Origin of the sequence: Streptomyces broussonetiae, from assembly GCF_009796285.1 — a bacterium.
Lineage (GTDB): Bacteria > Actinomycetota > Actinomycetes > Streptomycetales > Streptomycetaceae > Streptomyces > Streptomyces broussonetiae.
In genome coordinates this window covers 5,142,713-5,161,201 of sequence record NZ_CP047020.1, presented here as the reverse complement: position 1 = coordinate 5,161,201, position 18,489 = coordinate 5,142,713, and the positions used below count along the sequence as shown (strand labels likewise).

Here is an 18,489-nt window from a genome sequence, read left to right as displayed (position 1 = left end):
GTCGGCTTCCTTTCGGATGCCCGGCCATCGGGCTCATCCGAGAAGGAAGTTATGGATCGGGGCGTGTCGTCGGCGTCCCGCCCGAGAGCTGTCCTGCGGGGTAGCTCTCAGGTACTACGGGTATGACCGGGGCCGGCCCCCAAGGGCCGGACTCCCGCTGTCACCAAGCCAGTTGGGCGATCTCCTCCGCCACCACCGCGCACGCGTCCGCCGCCGGGTCGATCAGCGGGAAGTGGCCCACATCCTCCAGCAGGGTGAGGCCCACCACCTCCCCCGCCTTCGCGGCCGCGTCGGCGTACGCCTCGGCCACCGCGTGCGGCACCTCACGGTCCGTACGCCCCTGGACGAGTGCTGTCGCGATGCCCGTCGGAAGGAGGAAGACCGGGTCGGCGTACGGCCGGCGTTCGGCGAAGGTGTCCTGGCCGCCGAGGAGTTGCAGGCTCGCGTTGCCGCAGACGTCCAGTTTCTCCGCCACCTCGAAGTCCGCGATCGGGGCGAGGGCGACGACACCGCGCAGCGGGGCCGGACGGCCGGTGCGCCACGGCGCGTCCGCAGGCAGGACGTGGCGGGCCGCCGCCCACAGCGCCAGGTGGCCGCCGGCCGAGTGGCCCGTCAGCACCGTACGGCGCGGGTCGGCCTGCGGCAGCGCGGTGCGGACGAGGTCCGGCAGGGCGTCCAGGGCCGCCGCCACGTCGTCGAACGTCTCCGGCCAGCGGCCTGCCAAAGGGGTGGCGCCGTCCCCGGCACCTCCGTCCGCCCCCGTGTTCTGCCCCGGGATCAGGGGAGGCTCCCCGCCCCGGCGGTACTCGACGTTCGCCACCGCGAAACCCCTACGGGCCAGGTAGTCCACGAACGGGGTGATGTGCCGGCGGTCGTAGCGGGCGCGCCAGGCACCGCCGTGCAGGACCGCCACCAGCGGGGCCGGAGTGTCCGGGGCGGTGGACCGGGGGGCGTAGAAGTCGATCACCTGGTCGGGGTGGTCGCCGTACGCGGAGCTGATGTCGGGGTCGACCGGGGGGTGCGAGAAGGCCGACTCCTCTTCGGCGGCGGCGCGGGCTGCTGCTGCGTCGTCCGGCATGCTCCAACCTCTCGGCGAGGGAACGTGTTTGGGGTGGGGCGGACCAGAGGGGGAACTCTGCGTTCGCCGCCCGCGGGGACGGTATCAGGCCGGTGACGTGCGCGGACATGGGGTTGTCACGCAGGGTGAGGGTGGCGCGGTGCGCACGGTTCTCGGCGGCTCCCGGGGGAGGGACCGGCTGTCCCGGACCCCTCCCCCGGGCCGTCGCCTACGCCAGCTCCTCCGCCAGGATCCGGGCCGCACGCTCCGCGTCGGCGAAGCCGACATACAGCGGGGTGAAGCCGAAACGCAGGACGTCTGGATGCCGGAAGTCGCCTACGACACCCCGGGCGATCAGGCGTTTCATCACCTCGCCCGCGTCCGGGCAGCGCAGGGCGACCTGGCTGCCGCGCTCCTCGTGACGCTCGGGAGTCACGGACTCGACGCGGCCCGGCTCGGTGTACGCCCGCACGCAGGTCAGGAAGAAGTCCGTCAGGGCGAGGGACTTCGCGCGGACCGCGGCGACCGAGACGCCGTCCCAGACCTCCAGGGCGGCCTCCAGCGCCAGCATGGAGAGGATGTCCGGTGTACCGACGCGGCCGCGCGGCGCGCCCGGCGCCGGTGCGTAGTCCGGGCTCATGCCGAAGGGGTCGGTGTGGGAGTTCCAGCCGGGCAGCGGGGAGTCGAAGCGGGGCTGCAGCTCCTCGCGCACGTACAGGTAGGCCGGTGAACCCGGGCCCCCGTTCAGGTACTTGTACGTGCAACCGACGGCCAGGTCGACCCCGTGCTCGTCCAGGCCCACCGGCAGCGCGCCCGCGCTGTGGCACAGGTCCCAGACCGCGAGGGCGCCCGCCGCGTGGATCGCGGACGTCAAAGAGGGCAGGTCGTGCAGGCGGCCGGTCCGGTAGTCGACGTGGTTCAGCAGGACCGCGGCGGTTCGGGCACTCAGCGCATCCGGCACCTGCGACGGGGTCACCGCGCGCAGGGTGCGGCCGGTCAGCCGGGCCGCCGACTGCGCGATGTAGCCGTCCGTGGGGAACGTGGTGGCGTCGACCAGGATCTCGCTCCGGCCCTCGCCCGCCTCGTCCGCCATGCGCACCGCCGCCACAAGTGCCTTGAAAACGTTGACACTTGTGGAGTCGCCGACCACGATCCGGCCCGGTGCCGCGCCGACCAGGGGGGCGATGCGGTCGCCGATCCGCTCGGGCGCGGTCCACCAGCCGCTCTCGTCCCAGGAACGGATGCGCAGCTCGCCCCACTGGCGGCGGACCACGTCCGACACCCGGTCGGGGACGTGCGCGGGCAGCGCGCCGAGCGAGTTGCCGTCGAGGTAGACGACGTCGTCGAGGACGAAGCGCGTACGCAGCGCGGCCAGCTCGTCCGCCGCGTCCAGCTTCTCGGCCTGCAGGGACAGTTCAGACATGGGACCTCGCCGTCCACAGCTCCGGGAACACGTTCTTGCGGGCGCGCTTCTCCAGCCAGGCCACGCCGGCCGAGCCGCCCGTGCCGGCCTTTGCGCCCATCGCACGGCGGGTGGCGACCAGGTGGTCGTTGCGCCAGCGCCAGACCAGTTCGGCGACGTCCGACAACGCCTCGCCCAGGCGGGCGAGTTCGGCGTCCTGGTCACCGCAGTAGATCGCCGTCCAGGCCTGTTCGACCAGGTCGGAGGGCTCGTAGCGCTGGGAGACGTCACGGTGGACGACGGAGGCGGGCACGGCATGGCCGCGGCGGGCCATCAGCCGCAGCACCTCGTCGTACAGGCTGGGCTCGTGCAGCGCCTTCTCCAGTTCCGCGTGGGCGCGGGGGGCGCCGCGGTGCGGGACGAGCATGGACGCGGACTTCTCGCCGAGCAGGAACTCCATGCGCCGGTACATCGCCGACTGGAAGCCGGAGCCCTCGCCGAGGGCGGAGCGGTAGGAGTTGAACTGGGCGGGAGTGAGCCGGCCGAGCGGCTTCCAGGAGGCGTTGAGGGCCTCCAGTTCCCGTACGGAGCGCTTGAGCGCGGCGATCGCGATCGGCACGTCGTCCGAGCGCAGCGCGTTCGCCGCCGTCTCCCACTCGTGCACGATCACCGTGAACCACAGCTCCATGACCTGGGTCGTGACCAGGAAGACCATTTCTCCGGGATCGTCGGAGAGGGTGTGCTGGAGGTGGGTGAGCACGTCGGCCTTGACGTAGTCCTCGTACGGCGTCGTGCCGGCGAAGTCGAGATGCGGGGTCTCGGGCTCCTGAGTCTCGATGGACAGATGAGCCTTTTGGGACATCGCTGTCTCCTGCTGTACTCCGGGTAGCGGTCCGCCCCTGCCGATTCCGGCACGGGGGCCCCGGTCCCCACCGGCATCCTCGGTAATCGACTCCCGTACGGCAAGGCCCGTCCGTTGCCGAACGGGCCACACCGGTGGCTCCCCGAGGAGCCGATCGGGTCAGCCCAGGGTCTGGGCGGCCGCCGGGGAGGAGTCCTTGAGGAACTCCGAGCAGCGCTCGTACTCCTCCTGCTCACCGATCGCCTGCGCGGCGCGGGCGAGGGCGTGCAGGGCGCGCAGGAAGCCGCGGTTCGGCTCGTGCTCCCACGGCACCGGGCCGTGGCCCTTCCAGCCGTTGCGGCGCAGGGCGTCGAGGCCGCGGTGGTAGCCCGTACGGGCGTAGGCGTACGACTCCACGACCCGGCCGGCCTCGAACGCGTCGTCGGCCAGCTGGGCCCAGGCGAGGGAGGAGGTGGGGTACTTGGCGGCGACGTCCGCGGGAGCGGTGCCGTTCGCGAGGAGTTCGCGGGGCTCCGGTTCGTCGGGCAGGTGGGTCGGGGGCGGGCCGCCGAGGAGGTTCTCGTGAATCGTCATGAGGTCCAGTGTGGCTCACCGTGCGGTGACCCGGCGCTCCGGAAGAGCGCCTGGCTGTGCCGGCCTGCGGAGGCAGCACGGCCCAGCGGCCCGGCAGGCACCGTTTGCCCACCGAGGAGCGGCGCCGTGGGGTCCCCCGCTCGAGCGGGGCGAGAGCCGGGGGGAGCGTGAGCGGGGGAAGCGTGAGCGGGGGAAGCGTGAGCGGGGGGGGGAAGCGTGAGCGGGGGGAAGCGTGAGCGAAGGCAAGCGCGAGCAGGGCAAGCGCGAGCGGAGGGAGCGTGGGTGGGTGGGAGCGTGAGCGGGGGCGCCTGCCGTGCCCTCGAGGCAGCGGGGGGCATGCCGGTGTCACCACGGGGCGAACGTCGCCTGAGGGGGCACTAGTCAGCAGACCGCTCCCCCTCCAGCGGCGGAGCCGTCACGCTGCCGTGCGTCCGGCATTCCGGCCGCAGGCACCCGGGGACCGGTCGGCGCACCAGCGCGAACGCCGTCACCGAGGCCAGCACCAGCACTCCCGCACAGATCGGCATGGCCCGCCGGAACGCCGCGTCGAACGCCGTGGGCACCCGGTACGCCTGCGGCCCCATCCCCGTGAGCAGCGGCAGCGCCGCCACCGCGACCAGGCCCGCCGCCCTGGCCGCCGCGTTGTTGATGCCGCTGGCCAGGCCCGCGCGGGCGGTGTCCACCGAGGCAAGGACCGTCGCCGTCAAAGGGGCCACCAGGGTGACCATGCCGGCGCCCATCACCAGCAAGGCGGGCAGGACGTCCGTGAGGTAGGCAGCGTGCGGGCCCACCCGCAGCATCAGCAGCATCGCCGCCGCGCACAGGAGAGGGCCGGCCGTCAGGGGCAGGCGCGGGCCGGTGCGGTCGGCCAGGGCGCCGGAGCGGGCGGAGAACAGCAGCATCAGGACCGTCGTCGGCAGCAGCGCCGTACCGGCCGCCAGCGGCGAGTAGCCCGCCACCACCTGCAGTTGCAGCGCCACCAGGAAGAAGAAGCCCCCGAAGGCCGCGTACACGCACACGGTGACCAGGTTGACCGCCGTGAACTGGCGCGAGGCGAAGATGTCCGGCGGGAGCATCGGGTCCGGGCGGTGCCGTTCGACGTGGACGAAGGCCACCGCCGCCACCAGCCCGGCCGCCGCGCTCAGCGCCACCGCCACCGAGCCCGTCCTGGCCTCGATCAGCGCGTACGTCAGCAGGGCCAGAGCCAGGGCGCCCAGCACCGCGCCCAGGACGTCGAAGCGGCCGTGCCTGCCGCCTTGCGCCGACTCCGGGACGTGCCGCAGGGCGACCGGAACGCACAGCAGTGCCAGCGGGACGTTCAGCAGGAACACCCAGCGCCAGCCGGGACCGCTCACCAGCCAGCCGCCCAGGAACGGGCCGACGGCCGCGCCGATCCCGCCGAAGCCGGACCACAGGCCGACCGCGCTGCTGCGGTCGTCGGGGTGGAAGGAGGCCTGGATCAGCGCCAGGGAACCGGGGGTGAGGAGCGCTCCCCCGACGCCCTGCAGCGCCCGTGAGGCGATCAGCATGGCCGGGTTCAGCGCCAGGCCGCACAGCAACGACGCCGCCGCGAACCAGACCACGCCCACCACGAAGATCTTCCGGCGGCCGTAGCGGTCGCCGAGCGAGCCGCCCAGCAGGATCAGGCCGGCCAGCGTGACCATGTACGCGTTGACCGTCCACTGCAGCGAGGCCAGGCTCGCGCCCAGGTCGCGGCCGATGCGCGGCAGCGCGACATTGACGACGGTCGAGTCCAGCAGGGCCATACTGGAGCCGAGGATCGTGGTGAGCAGGATCCACTTGCCCTGGGGCGAGGCCAGCCGGACATCGGGCATGTCCTCAGGTATACAGCGGGCCCGGCGCTGCAGACAGCCGCCGGGCCCACCGAAGGAGTAACGGGCGTACCAGAAAAGGGACGTACCGCTTACTTGATCTTGTTGCCCGCCGAGCGCAGGTTCTTCGTGGCCTCGACGACACGCGCGGCCATCGACGCCTCGGCCAGCTTGCCCCAGGTGCGCGGGTCGTAGGCCTTCTTGTCGCCGACCTCGCCGTCGACCTTCAGGACGCCGTCGTAGTTCGCGAACATGTGGCCCGCGACCGGACGGGTGAAGGCGTACTGGGTGTCCGTGTCCAGGTTCATCTTCACGACGCCGTTCTCCAGCGCGGTGAGGATCTCCTGCTCGGTGGAGCCGGAGCCGCCGTGGAAGACGAAGTCGAACGGGGAGGTCTTGCCGAACTTCGCGGCGACGCCGTCGTTCAGCTCCTTCAGCAGGTCGGGGCGGAGCACGACGTTGCCCGGCTTGTACACGCCGTGGACGTTGCCGAAGGAGGCGGCGAGCAGGTAGCGGCCCTTCTCACCGAGGCCGAGGGCCTCGGCGGTGCGGATCGCGTCCTCGACCGTCGTGTACAGCGAGTCGTTGATCTCGTGCGAGACGCCGTCCTCCTCACCGCCGGTCGGGGTGATCTCGACCTCGAGGATGATGTGGGCGGCGCGGGTGCGCTCCAGCAGCTCCTGGGCGATGGCGAGGTTGTCGGCGAGGGTCTCGGCGGAGCCGTCCCACATGTGCGACTGGAAGAGCGGGTTCTTGCCGGCCTTCACGCGCTCCTCGGAGACCGCGATCAGCGGACGCACGTACCCGTCGAGCTTGTCCTTGGGGCAGTGGTCGGTGTGCAGCGCGATGTTGACCGGGTACTTCTCGGCGATGATGTGCGCGTACTCGGCGAGGGCGACCGCGCCCGTCACCATGTCCTTGCTGTACTGGCCGCCGAGGAACTCGGCACCACCGGTCGAGATCTGGACGATGCCGTCGCTCTCCGCCTCCGCGAAACCGCGCAGCGCCGCGTTCAGGGTCTGGCTCGAGGTGACGTTGATGGCCGGGTAGGCGAACTTGCCTGCCTTCGCCCGGTCGAGCATCTCGTTGTAGACCTCGGGGGTTGCGATGGGCATCTGTCCGCTCCTTGTGTTGCGGGTGAGAGGTTCTGCGTTACGGCCCTGACCTAGACCTGGTGGGTGACGTCATCGTCGCGCCCATCTTTCCAGACATGGCGGCCCGGTCGGCGCACCGGCCAAGTCCAGGTCAAACCGTTCGGTCAGTCCAGACCCAGTTCATCCTTCGAGAAGGCGAACCGGTACGGAACGCCCGCGCCGGCCTCGATCTTCTCGGCCGCGCCGGTCGCCCGGTCCACGATCGTCGCGACGGCGACGACCTCGGCGCCGGCCTCGCGCACGGCCTCCACGGCGGTGAGCGGGGAGCCGCCGGTGGTGGACGTGTCCTCGACGACCAGGACCCGGCGGCCCGCGATGTCCGGACCCTCGACCCGCCGCTGCAGGCCGTGCGCCTTCGCGGCCTTGCGGACGACGAAGGCGTCCAGCTTCTTCCCGCGCGCGGCGGCGGCGTGCAGCAGGGCCGCCGCCACCGGGTCGGCGCCCATGGTCAGGCCGCCGACCGCGTCGAACTCCAGGTCGGCCGTCAGGTCCAGGAGCACCTGACCGACCAGCGGGGCGGCCTCGCCGTCGAGGGTGATGCGGCGCAGGTCGACGTAGTAGTCGGCCTCCAGACCCGAGGAGAGGGTCACCTTGCCGTGCACCACGGCCTTGTCCTTGATCTGCTGCAGCAGCGCGCCACGTACGTCCGTCATGCCGACCAGCTTAGATGCGCCGCCAGCTCCAGGTCGTCGTCGCCTCCAGCGGCTCCAGGGGGGTGACCAGGCGCGGAAGGGTGTTCAGGCCGTTGGGCGGCCCGGTCTGCGGCTCCACGCACACGGCCTCGGCCTGCTCGTCGTAGACGACCACCCACTCCTCGCGGCTGGTCACCTTCAGCTCCAGCTGTCCGGGCCAGGTGAGGGTGACGTCGACGCCGTCGGGCATGCCGAAGCAGTCGTCCCAGGGACCGGGCCTCGGGTCGATCCGCCTGCCGGTGGGCAGATGGTCGTCCCCGCGCTCCTCCTGCCAGGCGGGCTTGAAGTCGAGCGTCACGTCCGCGCCGCCGAGACTGCGGTTGAACCAGGGATGCCAGCCGATCTGTGCCGGGAAGGAGTCGTCCTTGGCCTCCACGGACATGGTCAGCGTCAGGCTGTCCTCGGTGAGCGTGACGACGTGGGTGATCCGGCCGGCGTGCGGCCAGGGGTCGACCAGGTCGTACGTGATCACCGCCTCGTTCTCCGCGCGGCGCGCGATGCGCCAGGCGCCGTCGCGGGCGGTGCCGTGGATGGCGTGCGGCGGGGAGTTGAGCGGCATCTGCCGTTCGGTGCCGCCGTCCAGGAAACGGCCCTCCCTGATCCGGCCGCACCAGGGGACCATCGGGAAGCAGCCGAAGCGCTGCCCTTGCCTCAGCAGTTCGAGGGAGTCGACCTTGAGGCCGCTGATCCGGCCGCCGCCCGCAGGGCTGACGCGTACCTCTGCGGTGCCCGCTGTCAGCGTGATGTCTTCGTTGCTCACGGGACGACAGTACTGGGGGGATCGGCCGGGCCTTGGGCTGCGGGCGCGTCGTGGTTCCTCGCGCGGTTCCCCGTGCCCTCGAGGGCGCTGTCGCTCAGCGGCGTCTGCGCAGTGCCCGCGTCACGACGATCGCCGACGCGAGCGCCAGCGCCGCCGCCGGGGCCGCCCAGCGCAGGACCGGGTTTCCCGCGACCGTCTGGGGGGCCGGGACCGGGGCGTAGCGGCCTCGCGGCGGGGCGTGGTCGACCTCCTCCGCGCTGCGGCCGATCATCGTGCGGCGGGCGTGCGCGGCCTCGGCCGGGGGTTCGCCGGTCTCGGTGAAGTCCTGGCCCAGAGAGGACGGGGGCACCTCGGTGTCGAAGACCGAGGTGGGCTCCTGCGGCGCCCGTTCCTCCGGCCCCTGCTCCTTCTGCTCCTCCGGACCCTGCTCCTCCTGCCCGTCCCGCTCTTCCTGTTCCTCCCGCTCTTCCTGTTCCTTCTGCTCTTCCCCGAGGTTCTCCACGAAGCGGCTCAGCAGGCGGGTGGCCGCCGAACTCACCGTGTCCGCCGGGAGTTCCGCGATCCGGCCGGCCGCGGCCACGGTGCCCTCGGCCGTGACCGTCGTACCGCCCTCGGTGTCCGTCAGGCGCAGGATGAGGGCGAGTTTCACGGTGCCGGTGCCGCGGGCCTCGGTCGCGTCCCCCTCCACGGCGTACCCGCCGTCCTCGCGGGGCGTGATCCGTACCGTTCCCCGGTAGGTGACGGAGTGGCCGCCGACGCGCAGCTTCAGGCGTCCGGCGACCGGTTCGGCACCGGCGTCCTGCTGAAGGCCGGGGACCGCCCGGGCGACTCGCGCGGGGTCGGCCAGTGCGGCCCGGAGCCGCTCTGCGGGGACCGGAACGAAGACCTGGTGCTCCATGTCGGCTGAGCCTACCCATCAGTCGCCGGAACGTACCCTCACCCGGCGGCCCGGTCAGTACCGCGGATGCACCAGCGTCGAGGCGGACAGCCCGGTGATCCGCGTGCGCTCCGCGGCCGCCCTGTCCGCCGTCAGCCCGGCCTGGGTCAGCGTGTGCGGATACCCGGGGTCCAGCCGCAGGGGCGGCGGGACGGGAGCCGGGGCGGCCAGCAGGAAGCCCCAGTCGTGCGGGGCGCGGGAGGCATCGGCCGAGCGGTCGGGGCCGGCCGCGAAGCCGGAGTCGTGGCCGAGGATCCGGTAGGCGCAGGTGGCGAAGCCCGCCGCGCGCAGGGTCGCGGCGACCGTCCAGAACACCCGGGGGCGGCTGGTGACCGGCCCGGCGTGGACGACGAGCCGCCCGCCGGGGGCGAGGGCCCGGCGGGCCAGGCCGTAGAACTCCTGGGAGTACAGCTTGGCGCTGGCGGTGATACCGGGGTCGGGCAGGTCGGCGATCACGACGTCGTACGACGCCGGTGCTGCGCCGCGCAGCCAGCCGAAGGCGTCCGCCGTAAAGACGTGGACGCGGGGGTCGTCGTAGGCGTGGCCGTTGGCGGCGGACAGGGCGCGGTCGTGGCGGGCCAGCCGGACCAGGCCTGCGTCGAGTTCGACGACGTCGACGCGGCGCACCCCGGGCCGGCGCAGCGCCTCGCGGGCGGCCATGCCGTCGCCGCCGCCGAGGATGAGCACGCGCGCGTGGGGGCCGCCGGACAGGGCCGGGTGGACGAGGGCCTCGTGGTAGAGGCGTTCGTCCCGGCCGCCGACGCGCAGCCGGCCGTCGAGGAAGAGGTCGAGGGGCTTGCCGTCGGTGCCGCCGGCCAGGACGACCTCCTGCACCCCGGTCTGCACGGCGACCCGGACGTCCTTGCCGTAGACGGCGTGCCGGGCGGCCCGCTCGAAGTCGTCGGCGAGGGCGGCGGCGGAGGCGAGGACGGCGAGCACGGTGAGGCCGACGAGGAGCAGGGTCCAGCGGGCGCGGCGGGTCAGGTCACGACGGAAGAGGCCGAGGACCAGGGCGCCGCCCGCGACGACGTTCACGGTGCCGGTGAGCAGCGCGCCCGTCAACTGGCCGAGGAACGGCAGGAGCAGGAAGGGAAAGGCGAGGCCGCCGACCAACGCGCCCACGTAGTCGGCGGCGAACAGGTCGGCCACCGCGCCGCCCGCGTCCTGGCGCCGGATGCGCTGGATCAGCTCCATCAGCAACGGGACCTCGGCGCCGATGAGCAGGCCGATGGCGAGGGAGAAGGCGACCAGCAGGCAGCGTGGTCCGTCGGCCCACACCCCGCCCCAGCCGCCGGTCCAGGCGAAGACGGCGTACAGCGCCATCGCGCTGCACCCTCCGATGAGCGCGAGGGCGATCTCGATCGCGCCGAAACCGACCGCCGCGTGGCAGCGCAGCCGCTTGGCACCGAGCGAGCCGATGCCCATCGCGAACACCATGACGGACAGCACGACCGAGGACTGGGTGACCGAGTCCCCGATCAAGTACGAGGCGAACGCGACGAGTTCGAGTTCGTAGACGAGTCCGCAGGCCGCGCAGACGAAGACGCACACGAGGACCAGGAACCGCCCGGTGCCGGGCCGGACGGGCAGCCGGACGGGGCCTGTCCAGTGGGGCGGAGCACCCGGGGGCGCGGGGGCGTGCGGTTCGATCACCCTGCGACGTTACGTCACGCACTCGGCACGCTTCGTCACCCACACGTGTGGATCTGGGGCGAGTTGACCCCGCGGGGGTTTATGGCGCGGACGCCGGGACCCGGACTCCCACGCGGGTGCGGGTGGCCACCAGTTGCCCGTCCTGCGGGTAGGCGTGCCAGGTGCGCCAGTGGACCTGGCCCTCGTGACGCTGGGCCAGCATCGCGGTGAAGGCGTGGGGGCTGCCGGGGAAGACGCCCGCGAGGCCGTGCGGATGCTCCGCGACCAGGGCCAGCAACTCCTGGGCGCGGCCCGCGAAGGAGCCGGGCGTGAGCAGCTCGACGCGGGCGGCGAACTCGTACTCCCAGTCGCCGGCACGTTTGGCGACGCCCAGCGGCAGCGGAGTGCTGGAGCCGGGGATGCACGCGACCGTCTCCGAGCAGTTGCCGCACTCGTCCTCCAGCAGCACCTGGTGGGACGCGCCGAGCAGTCTCAACTGCAGCTTGGCGCCCGCGAGTTCGAGGTCGAGGGTGGCCAGTGCGGGGAGCGGCTCGCGTCCCAGAGCCCAGGCGAGGTCGGCGGCGCGCGTATCGGTGTAGGAGGTGTTCAGGGTCGTGAGCATGGATCGGCTCCGCTAACAACACGATGTGGGAGGGAGATCGGCCATGTCAGCCCAGCCGGCCCGGCCGGAGGAGGGAATCTGCGGGATGTCCGAAAGGCTGCGTTGGCGGTTAAGAGGGAATCATGAACAGAGAGGCCGCCACAGCGTTTTTACCCAACTTCGTGGGGTTTACATCCCTCAGAGGGCTCTACAGCTCAACTGTTCAACCATGGCGTGCGCCTGGCGCGCGAGAAAAACGGCGAGCGCCCACCGGTTGCCTTCGCCGGCGAGCGCCCGTGTCGCGGCCCGGATGCGGTTCTCCGGGAACCCTGGAAGCTCAGCTGCCCCGTGTCAGCTGCCTCCCCCGCATCCGCCCCCGCCGCCGCACGACGATCCCCCGCCGCAGGAGGAGTGACCCCCGCAGGAGTGGCCACCGCCGCAGGAGTGGTGGCCGCCGTGGTGTCCCCCGTGGCCGCTCGAGGAGGAGCCCGAGTCGCCCGCCCACCAACTGCTCGCGCCGCCGCCGTACACGGCCGACGACGAGGACGACGACGTCCGGTACGACCGGGACCGCGACCGCCCGCCCTTGCCGAGCGACACCCGCGCCCGCCGGCTCCCGGCCTGCTTCGCCCGCGCCGCGACGGCCACGAACGCGCCGACCGCCAGGACGACGAGGATGACGATGCCCATGGACGTCACCTGCTTTCCGTTCCCCCGTGCACGGCCCCCCGTGGACCGTGGTGGACGGGGGATGCCCGGCCGTCCCGGGACTCAAAGCAGAGTTGAGGAAGTCCAGAGCTTGGGCGCAGGATGACCAGCATGACCTCCACCGCGCGCCCCCACCTCAATCGCCGGCTCGCCGAGTTCGGGACGACGATCTTCGCCGAGATGTCCGCCCTGGCCACGGCCACCGGGGCGATCAACCTGGGTCAGGGCTTCCCCGACACCGACGGCCCCGAGGAGGTCCGCGAGGCCGCCGTACGGGCGCTGCGCGAGGGCCGCGGCAACCAGTACCCGCCGGGCCCGGGCATCCCCGAGCTGCGCACCGCGATCGCCGCGCACCAGCAGCGCCGCTACGCCCTGTCCTACGACCCCGACACCGAGGTACTGGTGACGGCGGGCGCGACGGAGGCCATTGCCGCCTCGCTCCTGGCCCTGCTGGAGCCGGGCGACGAGGTCGTGGCCCTGGAGCCGTACTACGACTCGTACGCGGCGTGCATCGCGATGGCGGGCGGCCGGCGGGTACCGGTCACCCTGCGCCCGGACGACGGCGGCTTCCGTCTCGACCTGGACGAACTGCGCGCGGCCGTCACCGACAGGACCCGGCTGCTGCTGATCAACACCCCGCACAACCCGACCGGTACGGTCCTCACGCGCGCGGAGCTGGCCGCGATCGCCGAGCTGGCGGTCGAGCGGGACCTGCTGGTGGTGACGGACGAGGTCTACGAGCATCTGGTGTTCGGCGACGCCGAGCACCTGCCGCTGGCCACGTTCCCGGGGATGCGCGAGCGCACGGTGAGCATCGGATCGGCCGGCAAGACGTTCTCCTTCACCGGCTGGAAGGTCGGCTGGGTGACCGGTAAGGCGGAACTCGTCACCGCCGTACGCTCCGCTAAGCAGTTCCTGACATACGTCGCCTCCGGACCCTTCCAGTACGCCGTGGCCGAGGCCCTGCGCCTGCCCGACGCGTACTTCGACGAGTTCCGAGCCGACATGCACGCCAAGCGGGACCTGCTCGCGGGCGGCCTGGAGCAGGCAGGCTTCAGGGTCTTCCGCCCGAGCGGCACGTATTTCATCACCACCGACATCCGCCCCCTCGGCGAAAGCGACGGCTTCGCCTTCTGTCGCGCCCTGCCGGAACGGGCCGGGGTCGTCGCTATCCCGAACGCGGTCTTCTACGACCATCAAGAGGCGGGCGCCTCCTACGTCAGGTTCGCGTTCTGCAAACGCACCGAGGTACTGGCGGACGCGGCGGAACGGCTCCGCAAGGCGTTCGCGCACTGACCGCCGCTCCATGGGGCCAGTCGTCCTTGGCGCGGCCGTCCTCCGACTCCGGTCGGCCAGCCACCTGCACCGCAAGAGCCCATCGCAACCCGCGCCCCGGTTCACCTTGCCTTCCGCACGGGCGAAACACCGGAGGCTATTCGGTGTCCTTCGGGTGTCGCGGGGAGGCGTACACAAGGATCACAGTCGAGGTGTCCGGGCTGACCAGGTAGCGGACCCTGCCGCCGCTGGTGATTTCGTACTCCCACTGCTCCAGCTCAGAGCCCTTCCATGCCCTGGTGGCGTGTCTGCCTCGGAGCTGGTGCTGGCGGTTCCAGTTGGCCCGCGACAGCGGGTCTGCGCGAAGGGCTTCCAGGCAGCGATGCGCGTTCGGCAACGCCACCCGGCACAGCTCCTCCCAACCGGTCGCGGCTTCCGTCGTGCCGTAAATGACGTTCCAGCCGCTCAGCGGAGGAACACTGACCCGATCGCCTTTCTTCGGGCTCACTCGTGCACCTCGACGGGGCCGAGGTCGACGTCACCGAGCGGACGGAGCGCTTCCCTGAGCTGATCAGGATCGGCGTTGATGCGGGCGGTGGCCCGCCACGAGACGATCGCTCGGTGCACGGCCTCCCTGGCGCCCAGTTCAGCGGCGTCGGACAGCGCTTCCAGAAGCTCGACAGTGAATTCCCGGACTTCCTCGGCGTCCAGGTGGCGCACCCACGGGAACACCTCGGGCAGAGCAAGCAAAAGCGACTTGGCACCGTCGTCCTGTTTCAGCAGTGCGAGGAACAGCCGGGACGCCGTGGTCAGGTTCTCCTCGGCGCGCTCTGCGTATATGGCCGTGGTCAACACCATGTCGGGCGCGTCCCGGTGCGTGACACGCAGGCATCCGAGGGCGGCGGCCCTGGCGGCGACAGCCTTCGGGTTCCGCGACAGATCGGTGAACGAGACAGACTCCGATTCGAATGCCAAGGGTGCGATGCTCATACTCAGACCGTACTCTGATTGTGCTCTGATTTCTATCGCGCGACGTGGATCGCGGCTGGAAGGCCCTCGCCCTCCCGGAGTCGTACTTCGAGACCCTCCGCCAGGACATGCAGACCAGGCGGGACATCCTCGCGGCGGGCCTCAGGGAGGCGGGCTTCAAGGTCTACGACACCGCCGGCACGTACTTCATCACCACCGACATCCGCCCCCTCGGCGCCGTGCTGTCCGAAAAGGGCGACGGCTTCGCCTTCTGCCGCTCGCTGCCGCAGCGGGCGGGGGTCGTCGCCATCCCGAACGCGGTCTTCTACGACCACCGGGAGGCGGGGGCACCGTTCGTACGGTTCGCGTTCTGCAAGCGCGCGGAGGTGCTGAAGGAGGCGGCGGAACGGCTGCGGCAGCTGTCGGCCTGAAACACAGCAGAACCGGGATATCGGCAACCGCCGTACGCCGCTTCCGTGCGACAATCCGGTCTCCATGTTCCGGGGGAGGCGCGGATGCGCAGTCGGCGGCCATGAGCGAGCCTGAAGGAGCGAGGGGCGGTCCACAGCCGTGGCCGGTCGGTGCCACGGTGGAGGGCCGCTATCGCGTCGAGGGGGTCGCCGGCCAGGGCGCGATGGGACAGGTGCTGCGGGTCCGGCACCTGCAGTGGGAGATCGACCTCGCGGTGAAGTGCCCGAACGCCGACTGGTTCGAGACCGAGGCACAGAAGCGACTGTTCGTCGCGGAGGCCGAGGACTGGGTCTCGCTGGGCATGCACCCGAACATCTGCAGCTGCCACTACGTCCGCACGATGGACGGTGTCCCGCGCGTGTTCGCGGAGTACGTGGGCGGCGGCAGCCTGCACGACTGGATCACCGACGGACGCCTGTACGCGGGCGGCCCGGACGCGGCGACGGCACGCGTGCTCGACGTGGCCGTCCAGATCGCCTGGGGGCTCGGCCATGCACACGGCAGACAGCTGATCCACCAGGACGTGAAGCCCGCGAACGTCCTCATCGACGACCACACGCAGGGCACGGTCGTCGCCAAGGTCACCGACTTCGGCCTGGCCCGGGCACGCAGAGTCGCCGCCCCGGACTCCGGGATGCGCACCGCGTCGCCCGGGACGGAAACCCCGGTGTCGTTCGGCGGCATGACGAAGGCGTACGCCTCCCCGGAACAGCTGGCGCGTCGCTCGCTCGGGACGAGCACGGACATCTTCAGTTTCGCCGCGTCGGTACTGGAGATGTTCACCGGCAGGATGTGCTGGGGGCTCGGCCCTCAGGCGGGCTCGGTCCTCGAGAGCTACCGGGCCGGCGCACTCGTGGACCCCTCCCTCGCGTCGATCCCGCCCGGCTTGGCGGATCTGCTCGAACGCTGTCTCGGGATCGACCCCTCGGCCCGGCCCGCGTCGGCGGCCGACGTCGCGACCGAGATCGCCGGCATCTACCGGCGGGTGACCGGCCGGAGATACCCACGTCTGGAACCGCAGGCCGCGGACCTGCGGGGCGACGGACACAACAACCGGGCCCTGTCGCTCCTCGACCTCAGGGAGCAGGACGACGCGCGGGCCGCGGTCGAGGCCGAGTTCACCTCCGCGCTGTCCGCCGATCCCCAGCACGCGGAGGCCACCTACAACTTCGGGCTGATGCGCTGGCGCCGCGGCGAGATCACCGATGAGAAGGTCGTCGCCGATCTCGAGGCCGTCCGCCGCGACACCGGGAACTCCTGGGCGGCACGGCATGTCCTCGGCCTCGCCCACATGGAACGCGGCGACCTCACGGCCGCGCGCCCGCTCCTCGAACGCGTCAACCACGAGCTGCCCGGCCGGCCCGACGTCCGCACCGCCTTGGAGCACCTCGATTCGGCCGCCGTCCGCGACGCCGTATGCCTCGGCACACGGGAGATCCGCTGGGCGTGGACCCGCCCCGGATGGGCCGAACCCATTCTCCGGGTCGATGTCTGCGCCGACGGGCGGCGCGCGGTGACCGGTGGCGTGGACGACGAGGTCCGCGTGTGGGACGTGCTCACCGGGCGGTGCCTGCACACCCTGGAAGGCCACTCCGGAGGGGTCCGCTCCGTCCGGATCACCCCGGACGGCCGGTACGCGGCGTCCGTCGGAGGGGACAACACGGCGCGGTTCTGGGACCTGGACGACGGCAGCTGCCTGCGCGCCGCCCGGACGGCGGGCAGGCTGGCCTGGGCGGCCCTGAGCCCGCGCACGGGAACCGCGGTCGGCCTGGAGTACACGAGGCGCGACGGCCGGGCCGGTGCCGCTCTCGTGGTCTGGGACCTGCGGAGCAGGCAGGTCCGATGGCGGTTCGACCGGGACGTGCACCAGTTCGTCGAGGCGGAACTCAGCCCGGACGGCCGCTGGGTGCTCGTCGCCGGATACGCGGACTGCGTCGCCCGCCTGTGGGATCTGGAGAGCGGAGAGTGCCGCTCCGTCCTCGGTACCGAGGGCGCCAACCACATGGCGCTCTGCTTCGATCCCGACGCGGGCGTCGCGGCCGTCGCGAGCAGCCGGAACCCGACCATCGACATCTGGGACCTGCGCGGCGGCGGCCACGTCCGGACGCTGACCGGGCACGCCCGCTTCGCCGAGTCGCTGGCGTTCGGCTCCGACGGCAAGCTGCTCCTCTCCGGTGGCCTGGACGGCACCGTACGAGTGTGGGACGTGGCCACCGGTAAGTGCCGGCGGACGTTCCGCGGGCACGACGGCGAAGTACGCCATGTCCGCTGGGGCAAGAACCACGAGTACGCCCTGTCCGCCGGGCAGGACAACTCGGTCCGCCTGTGGCGGATGCCCCGCCCCTACGCCGCGCAGCCCCAGCTGAGCCGGCCCCGCAGGCACGAGGAGCTGAGCGAGCGGGACGACAGGGTCCGGGCCCTGGTCGACGAGGCGGAACGCAGGGCGGCGACCGGGGACCGCGCCGGCGCGCTCGCCCGGCTCCGCGAGGCCCGGGGAGTCTTCGGCCACGAGCGGGCGCCGAACGTCATGGCGGCCTGGCGCGCCCTGAGCGCGACCGCCGCCCGCACCGGCCTGCGTGCCGTCTGGACCGAGCGGAGTCTTGCGGGACACCGGAACGGGATCATGTCGGTCGACGTGACGGCCGACGGCCGGATCGCGGCCTCGGCCGGGATCGACGGGACGGTACGTCTGTGGGATCCGGCGACGGGCCGTTCCCTGCGCACCTTCACCCACCCGGGAAAGGGTCGCCACGAGGCGGTCGACGTGGTGCAACTCAGCGCGGACGGTTCGCGCGTCATGGCGTCCGGCCGGGACGGCTCGGTGCATGCCTGGTCCGTCGGCACGGGCGAACAGCTGTACTCCGTGGACGGGGAGCGCCTCATCGCGGTCGACACGGCGCAACCCCTGATGCGCATGATCGGACCCCTCAGTCGAGGGCCGAGGTCGACCCGGTTCACCGCCGACGGGCGGCAGGCGCTGATCGGCGGGGCCGACCGTTCGTTCCGCCTCTGGGACCTGGAGCGCGGGGTGTGTCTGCGGACGATGACCGGGCACGACGGCCCGGTCCAGTCCGCCTGGATCGACGGCCGCGGGCGGCTTGCGGCCACTGCGGGAGCAGACGCCACCGTACGGCTGTGGGACCTCGCCACCGGCCACTGTCTGCGCGTTCTGCACGGCCACACGCACTGGGCGATGGCGGTCACGCTGAGCGGTGACGGTCGTTTCGCCATGTCCGCCGGCGGCTACTCGGACCGGAGCGTCCGGGTCTGGGACGTCGCCACCGGCGACACTGTCGCCGTGCTCGACCAGCACCTCGGCAACGCTCGGGGGATCCGCTTCACCCCGGACGGACGCTACGCGGTCTCCGGCGCCGAGGACTCGACGCTGCGGATCTGGGACATCGCATCGGGCCGGTCCCTGCGCACGGTCGAGGCGCACCCGGGCGGCGTCCAGTGCATCGCGCTGACGGGCGACGGGCACTTCCTCGTCTCCGGGGGCGACGACGCCGTGGTCCGGCTGTGGGCCCTCGACTGGGACCTCGACGTGGGATGACCCGGGGTCTG

The 18,489-nt window shown here is 72.1% G+C and carries 16 protein-coding genes and 1 pseudogene; 3 read left to right on the top strand and 14 right to left on the bottom strand.

The window, feature by feature from the left end:
• Positions 1-160: 160 nt before the first annotated feature.
• From GQF42_RS23940 to GQF42_RS23885, 12 genes are all read right to left on the bottom strand, one after another.
• Positions 161-1,078, bottom strand: coding sequence for an alpha/beta hydrolase (locus GQF42_RS23940; protein WP_158923092.1), 918 nt, complete (start codon positions 1,076-1,078; stop codon positions 161-163).
• A 208-nt stretch (positions 1,079-1,286) separates the two neighbouring features.
• The gene (gene kynU, locus GQF42_RS23935; RefSeq protein WP_158923090.1) at positions 1,287-2,480 is read right to left on the bottom strand and encodes a kynureninase; all 1,194 of its coding nucleotides are present in this window, start codon (positions 2,478-2,480) and stop codon (positions 1,287-1,289) included.
• Positions 2,473-3,321 carry a tryptophan 2,3-dioxygenase family protein gene (locus GQF42_RS23930; RefSeq protein ID WP_158923088.1) on the bottom strand — a complete coding sequence of 283 codons (849 nt, stop codon included), beginning with the start codon at positions 3,319-3,321 and terminating at the stop codon, positions 2,473-2,475. The genes kynU and GQF42_RS23930 overlap by 8 nt, the downstream gene beginning before the upstream one ends.
• 159 nt (positions 3,322-3,480) lie before the next feature.
• Positions 3,481-3,894, bottom strand: a complete 414-nt coding sequence (locus tag GQF42_RS23925; RefSeq protein ID WP_158923087.1) for a DUF3151 domain-containing protein — start codon at positions 3,892-3,894, stop codon at positions 3,481-3,483.
• 377 nt (positions 3,895-4,271) lie between these two features.
• Positions 4,272-5,729, bottom strand: a complete 1,458-nt coding sequence (locus GQF42_RS23920) for an MFS transporter (protein WP_158923085.1) — start codon at positions 5,727-5,729, stop codon at positions 4,272-4,274.
• Positions 5,730-5,818: 89 nt separating this feature from the next.
• On the bottom strand, positions 5,819-6,841 hold the full coding sequence (gene fbaA / locus GQF42_RS23915) for a class II fructose-bisphosphate aldolase (RefSeq protein WP_158923083.1): 1,023 nt from the start codon (positions 6,839-6,841) through the stop codon (positions 5,819-5,821).
• A 143-nt stretch (positions 6,842-6,984) separates the two neighbouring features.
• Positions 6,985-7,533: an orotate phosphoribosyltransferase gene (gene pyrE, locus GQF42_RS23910; RefSeq protein ID WP_067116291.1), complete on the bottom strand. Its 549-nt coding sequence runs from the start codon at positions 7,531-7,533 to the stop codon at positions 6,985-6,987.
• Positions 7,534-7,543: 10 nt separating this feature from the next.
• Positions 7,544-8,332, bottom strand: a complete 789-nt coding sequence (locus tag GQF42_RS23905; RefSeq protein WP_158923081.1) for an aldose epimerase family protein — start codon at positions 8,330-8,332, stop codon at positions 7,544-7,546.
• A gap of 94 nt (positions 8,333-8,426) precedes the next feature.
• Positions 8,427-9,230, bottom strand: coding sequence for an SRPBCC domain-containing protein (locus GQF42_RS23900; RefSeq protein ID WP_158923079.1), 804 nt, complete (start codon positions 9,228-9,230; stop codon positions 8,427-8,429).
• 54 nt (positions 9,231-9,284) lie between these two features.
• Entirely contained in the window at positions 9,285-10,922 is a 1,638-nt protein-coding gene (locus GQF42_RS23895) for a polyamine aminopropyltransferase (protein ID WP_158923077.1), read from the bottom strand.
• 79 nt (positions 10,923-11,001) lie between these two features.
• Positions 11,002-11,523, bottom strand: coding sequence for a DUF2617 family protein (locus GQF42_RS23890; RefSeq protein ID WP_158923075.1), 522 nt, complete (start codon positions 11,521-11,523; stop codon positions 11,002-11,004).
• Positions 11,524-11,853: 330 nt separating this feature from the next.
• Positions 11,854-12,192, bottom strand: coding sequence for a hypothetical protein (locus GQF42_RS23885; RefSeq protein WP_158923073.1), 339 nt, complete (start codon positions 12,190-12,192; stop codon positions 11,854-11,856).
• Between the two features lie 120 nt (positions 12,193-12,312).
• On the opposite strand from GQF42_RS23885, the gene GQF42_RS23880 reads away from it, so the two are divergent.
• Positions 12,313-13,506 carry a pyridoxal phosphate-dependent aminotransferase gene (locus GQF42_RS23880; RefSeq protein WP_158923071.1) on the top strand — a complete coding sequence of 398 codons (1,194 nt, stop codon included), beginning with the start codon at positions 12,313-12,315 and terminating at the stop codon, positions 13,504-13,506.
• A 136-nt stretch (positions 13,507-13,642) separates the two neighbouring features.
• On the opposite strand, the gene GQF42_RS23875 is transcribed toward GQF42_RS23880, so the two are convergent.
• Together GQF42_RS23875 and GQF42_RS23870 are read right to left on the bottom strand one after the other, a co-directional pair.
• On the bottom strand, positions 13,643-13,993 hold the full coding sequence (locus GQF42_RS23875; RefSeq protein ID WP_158923069.1) for a hypothetical protein: 351 nt from the start codon (positions 13,991-13,993) through the stop codon (positions 13,643-13,645).
• On the bottom strand, positions 13,990-14,475 hold the full coding sequence (locus GQF42_RS23870) for a hypothetical protein (RefSeq protein WP_061927666.1): 486 nt from the start codon (positions 14,473-14,475) through the stop codon (positions 13,990-13,992). Before GQF42_RS23870 ends, GQF42_RS23875 begins: the two co-directional genes overlap by 4 nt.
• A gap of 59 nt (positions 14,476-14,534) precedes the next feature.
• On the opposite strand from GQF42_RS23870, the pseudogene GQF42_RS23865 reads away from it, so the two are divergent.
• A pseudogene (locus tag GQF42_RS23865) lies at positions 14,535-14,885 on the top strand (aminotransferase class I/II-fold pyridoxal phosphate-dependent enzyme); the annotation flags it as partial.
• 101 nt (positions 14,886-14,986) lie between these two features.
• Positions 14,987-18,478, top strand: a complete 3,492-nt coding sequence (locus GQF42_RS23860) for a serine/threonine-protein kinase (protein ID WP_158923067.1) — start codon at positions 14,987-14,989, stop codon at positions 18,476-18,478.
• Positions 18,479-18,489: the final 11 nt, after the last annotated feature.